Source organism: Micromonospora sp. NPDC049580, from assembly GCF_040675595.1.
In the GTDB taxonomy this organism is placed as follows: Bacteria; Actinomycetota; Actinomycetes; order Mycobacteriales; family Micromonosporaceae; genus Micromonospora.
In genome coordinates, this window is record NZ_JBFAPG010000416.1 from 1 (window position 1) to 5,646 (window position 5,646).

At 73.6% G+C, this 5,646-nt stretch carries 6 protein-coding genes; 4 read left to right on the forward strand and 2 right to left on the reverse strand.

Annotated features, from left to right (window positions below; translation table 11 throughout):
• Window positions 1–51: 51 nt before the first annotated feature.
• Window positions 52–525 carry a ribonuclease HI gene (gene rnhA / locus AB0J68_RS25630; RefSeq protein WP_007459445.1) on the reverse strand — a complete coding sequence of 158 codons (474 nt, stop codon included), beginning with the start codon at window positions 523–525 and terminating at the stop codon, window positions 52–54.
• Between the two features lie 83 nt (window positions 526–608).
• On the opposite strand from rnhA, the gene AB0J68_RS25635 reads away from it, so the two are divergent.
• Window positions 609–1,337, forward strand: a complete 729-nt coding sequence (locus tag AB0J68_RS25635) for a tyrosine-protein phosphatase (RefSeq protein ID WP_363940730.1) — start codon at window positions 609–611, stop codon at window positions 1,335–1,337.
• 75 nt (window positions 1,338–1,412) lie between these two features.
• On the forward strand, window positions 1,413–2,522 hold the full coding sequence (locus AB0J68_RS25640; RefSeq protein WP_363940732.1) for a serine hydrolase domain-containing protein: 1,110 nt from the start codon (window positions 1,413–1,415) through the stop codon (window positions 2,520–2,522).
• Window positions 2,523–2,532: 10 nt separating this feature from the next.
• Here AB0J68_RS25640 and AB0J68_RS25645 read toward each other — a convergent pair whose 3' ends face one another.
• The gene (locus AB0J68_RS25645; RefSeq protein ID WP_363940734.1) at window positions 2,533–3,786 is read right to left on the reverse strand and encodes a lycopene cyclase family protein; all 1,254 of its coding nucleotides are present in this window, start codon (window positions 3,784–3,786) and stop codon (window positions 2,533–2,535) included.
• Window positions 3,787–3,920: 134 nt separating this feature from the next.
• Between AB0J68_RS25645 and AB0J68_RS25650 the strand changes: the two genes are divergently transcribed.
• Window positions 3,921–4,757: a metalloregulator ArsR/SmtB family transcription factor gene (locus AB0J68_RS25650; protein WP_363940736.1), complete on the forward strand. Its 837-nt coding sequence runs from the start codon at window positions 3,921–3,923 to the stop codon at window positions 4,755–4,757.
• A gap of 308 nt (window positions 4,758–5,065) precedes the next feature.
• Entirely contained in the window at window positions 5,066–5,581 is a 516-nt protein-coding gene (locus tag AB0J68_RS25655) for a hypothetical protein (RefSeq protein WP_363940738.1), read from the forward strand.
• Window positions 5,582–5,646: the final 65 nt, after the last annotated feature.

Genomic DNA, 5,646 nt, shown 5'->3' on the forward strand with positions numbered 1-5,646 from the left:
GGATCGCCGCCCGGACTCCGCCTCGGCTCGACCGCCCTTATGAAACAGGCCCTAGCGGCTCGCCAGCGCCGCCCGCGCCTCGGTCATGCCCTTGTTGGCCAGACCGTCGGCGCGCTCGTTCTCCGGGTGACCGTTGTGCCCCTTCACCCACAGCCAGGTGACCTCGTGCCGCTCGCAGGCCGCCTCCAGCCGCTGCCACAGGTCGGCGTTCTTGACCGGCTGCTTCGCGGCCGTCCGCCAGCCGTTGCGCTTCCACGACGCCAGCCAGCTCGTGATGCCGTTACGCACATAGGTGCTGTCGGTGTGCAGCTCGACCGTGACGGGCCGGTTCAGGCTCTCCAGGGCCTGGATGGCCGCCATCAGCTCCATCCGGTTGTTGGTCGTCGGGGTCGCCTCGCCACCGCACAGCTCCCGCTCGTGGTCGCCGTAGCGCAGCAGGGCGCCCCAGCCGCCCGGTCCGGGGTTGCCGCTGCACGCCCCGTCGGTCCAGATCTGCACGCCCCTGCCGGCCGCCGCGTCCACCATGGCAGGCAACCTACCGGGCGGTGACCTCGCGCTGGCCTGTCGGGGGCCGCCACGCCGGGGCCGGAGGCACTAGGGTCTGCCGGATGGACCGGCACGTCGCGTTCGACCGTCTGCACAACTTCCGCGACCTCGGTGGTCACCGCACCGACGACGGGCGTACGGTCCGCTGGCGCCTGCTCTACCGCTCGGACTCGCTGGGCAAGCTGGCGGGCGCCGACCTGGACCGGTTCCACGCCCTCGGCGTCGGCACGGTGATCGACCTGCGGTATCCGTGGGAGATCGCCGCACGGGGTCGAGCACCGCAGATCGACGGGCTGGCCTGGCACAACCTCAGCATCGAGCACCGCCCCTACGATCAGGCGACGATCGAGGAGAACGTCGACCCGTGGCGCTACCTCGCCAACCGGTACGCCGAGGTCGCCGAGGACGGGGTCGCCGAGCTGCGCCAGGCGTTGGAGGTGATCGCCGCCGCCGACGCGCCGCTGGTCTTCCACTGCGCGTCCGGCAAGGACCGCACCGGCCTGCTGGCCGCGCTGCTGCTGGCCCTGCTGGGCGTCGACGAGGAGCAGATCGTCGCCGACTTCGCGCGCACCGAGCTGGCCACCGCGCGCCTCATCGCCGACTGGCGGGCCCTGAACCCCGAGCGTGAGCTGCGCTGGCCCGGGTACGGTCGCGCCCCCGAAGCCGTCATCCGGCACTTCCTGGCCGACCTGACCGCCGCGTACGGGTCGGTGGTCGGCTACGCCACCGACCGTCTCGGCGTGGACGAGTCGTTGACCGCTCGGCTGCGGGGGCGGCTGCTCACCGACTGAGGGCATCGCGCCGGTCGCGCCGGTGGCCGATAATCATGCGCGCGATCGCTGCCTGCTCTGTCAGAGTCGACGACCGTGGACGGGAACTGGGACGGCCTGCGGGCCGACGTACGGCAGACGATCGACGAGCTGATCGCCAGCGGCCGGGAATCCGGGGTGCAGGTCGCCGCGTACCTCGACGGCGAGCCGATCCTGACTGTGCAGGCCGGGATCGCCGACCGGGTCACCGGCCGGGCACTGGGGGCGGACACACCGGTCTGGAGCGCGTCCACCGGTAAGGCCGTCACCTCGACCGTGGTACACGTGCTGGCCGAGCGCGGCGAGCTGGACTACGACCTGCGGATCGCCGACGTGTGGCCGGAGTTCGCCCGGCACGGCAAGGAGCGGATCACCCTGCGGCACGCGCTCACCCACACCGCCGGCGTGCCCGTCCTGCCCGCCGACGTGACGCCGGAGGACTTCACCGACTGGGACCGGATGTGCGCCGTCGTGGCCGACGCGGAGCCGATCGCCCCACCCGGCGAGGTGAAGGCGTACCACGCGTGGACCTTCGGCTGGCTGGTCGGTGAGGTGGTCCGCCGGGTGACCGGCCGGCGCGTCTCGGCGGTGCTCGCTGAGGACGTGGCCGGGCCACTCGGTGTGGCCGACGAGCTGTACCTCGGTGTTCCGGCGGCCGAGCTGGGCCGGCTGGCCCGTGTCGAGGACCGCAACATGGCGGCGCTGTTCGACTACGCGAGTGCCAACCTGCCGAACTTCGACCGGGTCGCCCCGGCGGGCGTCCGACCGGGTGCGCAGGTCGGCAGCCGCGCCGACGTCCTGGCCGCCGATGTGCCGGCCACCGGCACCATGACCGCGCGGGCGGCGGCACGGATGCTCGCGGCGCTGATCGGCGAGGTGGACGGTGTCCGGCTGATCTCGCCGGCCCGGCTGCGGGAGGCGACGACGCTGGACGGGCCGCCCGGACCGGAGTGGGTGTTCGGGCAGGAGGCGACCTGGGGCCTCGGGTACGCGGTGGACGACGACGGTTCGTTCGGCGCGGCCGGCAGCGGCGGCAGCCTCGCGTACGCGTACCCGGAGCTGGGGTTGACTATCGCGGCGACGAAGACGCTGCTCGGGGCCGGTGACGGTGACCCGATGGAGGACCTGCGCGTGCTGATCCGCGACCGGGTGACCGCCCGGGGCTGACCGGCCCGGGTCAGGTTTCCGAGTCGGCGACGGGCCGGAGCGGCCGGCCCACCACGGCCGCCGGGATGGCCGGCGCGGGCCGGGCGGGCCGCAGCCGGTCGCGCACGCGGTGCGCCGCGTCGCCGGCCGTGGCGGCGATCATCGGCAGCAGTCGGGTGGAGTTCATGATCGCGATCTCCTCGGCGGGGGTGGTGACGCCGTCGAGGAAGCGCAGGACCCGCTCGGGCGGGTTGCGGTCGAAGAGCCGATCGAAGAACTCGGGACCCCCGACGCTGCCCCGGTCCAGCGCGCGCAGCGCCACCGCGTCCATCCAGCGGTGCCGGGCCGGGTACGCGGCTTTCGGCACGGGCGGCTGGCCGGCGGCGAGCGCGCGGGCCACCTGGTCGGCCTGGCGGTACATGGCGGAGAAGGTGAAGCCGGTGGAGGGGCGGGTCGCGCCCCCGGCCGTGCCGAGGCGGACGACGCGCGGCGAGGGCCGGGCCGAGAACGGCGCGTCGGTCATCGGGATCACCCCGTTCTCCACCTCGCGGACCCGCAGCCCCGCCGGGTCGAGCCCGAGCAGGTCGCGGTAGCCGGCCAGCGCCCTGTCGTACCCGGCGTCGGTGAGCAGGCCGGGCGAGAACTCGGTGTACTCGACCAGGGCGTAGCGGTCGCTGACCGGCAGCACGTAGCCGAAGGAGACGCCCCGGGCGGGCTGCGGGGTGCGGAAGTCCATGAGCACCGCCCGCCGCGGGTCGAACGCCGGTCGGTCGGACTCCAGCCACCAGCCGCGGAAGTGTTGCAACCAGGTCGTCCGCCCCGCTCGCGCGGGTGGGCGGGGGCGGGAGTCGAGCACCCAGCCGGCCCGTACGACACGCCCGTCGCCGGTGCGGACGACCACCCGGGTGCCGTCGTCGGTCACCGTCTCGGCCGGGGCGACGATCCGGACGGCGTCCAGCCGACGCTCGGCCTCGGCAGCCCGGTCGTAGACCGGGCCGGAGCGCAGCATGGCGTACCGCAGCGGGGTCAGGTCGAGGATGCGGCGCCGCGCGGGCGTCGCCACCTCGACCTGCCGCCAGCTCGCGCTCAGCAGTGGGTCGAGGTCGGCGCTCGGGTCGCCCCAGAACGCCCAGGTGCGGTCCTGGCCGCGCCGGCGCACCGGGTCGACGACGGCGATCCGCAGGTCGCGGACGCCGTGCCGGTCCAGCGCGGCGAGCAGCAGCGAGGCGGCGCCCCCGCCGCCGAGCAGCGCGAGATCGACGTCGAGCGGGGCGGAATCGGTCACCGCACCACGCTGCCACACCGCCCCGGCGGCCGCACACGCCGCTCCCGCCACTCGACCCCGCGCGAGGTTGACACGCAACCATTCGGTTGCCTAAGTTATCAGCAACCGAATGGTTGCTTTTCAGGGGGCGGCGGATGGACGAGGCGTTCCGGGCACTGGCCGATCCCGGCCGGCGGCGGCTGCTCGACCGGCTCAACGCACGCAACGGCCAGACCCTGCGAGAGCTCTGCGACGGGTTGCCGACGACCCGGCAGGCGGTCAGCAAGCACCTGTCGGTGCTGGAGGCAGCCGGCCTGGTGACGACCGTCCGGCGCGGCCGGGAGAAGGTGCACTTCCTCAACGCCGCCCCGATCAACGCCATCGCCGACCGGTGGCTGAGCCGCTACGACCGGCAGCGGGCGGCCGCGCTCGCCGACCTGAGCACAGCATTGGAGGAACAGCCCATGGCAAGCCCCACGTTCGTCTACACGACATACGTCACCACCACCCCGCAGCGGCTGTGGGCCGCGCTCACGGAGCCCGCGTTCACCCGCCGCTACTGGGGTGGGGTCGCGCTGGTGTCCGACTGGCAGGTCGGGTCACCGGTGCTGTGGCAGGACGCGCCGGAGGGCGAGCCTCGCGATCTCGGCCAGCGGGTGCTGGTCGCCGAGCCGTACCGTCGCCTCTCCTACAGCTGGCACGGCTTCCAACCCGAGCACGCCGAGCACTTCGGCTGGTCCACCGAGGAGCTGGCCGCTCGGCTCGGCGAGCGCCGGTCGACGGTGACCTTCGAGATCGAGCCGCACGGGCCCTCGGCCGTCCGGTTGACCGTCATCCACGACGACTTCTCTCCGGACAGCGAGATGCACCGGGCGATCAGCGGTCAACTCGACGGCAGCGGCGGCTGGCCGGAGCTGCTGGCCAGCCTCAAGACCCTCCTGGAGACCGGCGAGCCGATGCCCGAACCGGCACCGGCCGAGCGGGCCGGCTGAGCGAGCCGGCTGAGCGGGCCGGCGGGCATTCCCGCCGTGGTTGGGCCATACCTCGCCATCGGCCCAGCCGCGACAGCCCGACCCGAGCGGGACATCGATCGGAGCACCGGCACCCCTCGGGCCGTCCGGGGCTAAGCGCTGCTCTCCCCCGCCTTCGGGTGGACACGTGACGGCAACGAAGGTTTCTCATTTTCACCTGATCGGGGTCCCAACCGACCTAGTGTTGGGCACACCGGTGCTAGTCACGGAGTTGGCCACCCGAACGACGTCCCACGCAGTCAGCGGACGAAAAGTGAGGGAAGACGCGTATGAAGGTCTCAACAGCACTCTGCTCTGCGGCGCTCGGCGTGGGCCTCGGCACGCTCCTGCTGCCGGGCGCCGCACTGGCCGACACCGTCGTGTCACCGGCCACCACGCCGGTCGGAGGAACCGTCGTGCTCACCGCGACGACCTGCAACCCGAAGTCGGGTGACGTCATCTTCCGGGTCACCGGACCCAACCGCGACGAGAACGTCCGATCCACCACGGCCGCCGCCGGCGGCGGCCTCAGCGCCGAACTGTTCACCGCCGGGTTCACCCTCGGCACGTACACGGTGGCCGCGACCTGCGGCGACGGCAGCTCGGCGGGCAGCGCCACGTTCACCGTCACCCCGATCGGTGGCGCCCCGGCCGGCTCGGGCGGCGACAACCGCGACGGTCGCGACGCGGGCGCCCTCGCCGCCGGAGGCACCCCTCGGCACCGCCGCCGCGGGCGCGGTGCTCCTGTTCCGCCGGCGTCGTCCGGTGTCCACCGCCGCCTGACCGGCGACGCGCTCCATCCCTGAGGACGGGTGCCCGTGCCGGTGTCATCCGGCGCGCCGGGGTGCCGGACCGGCTCCGGTCGATCGAG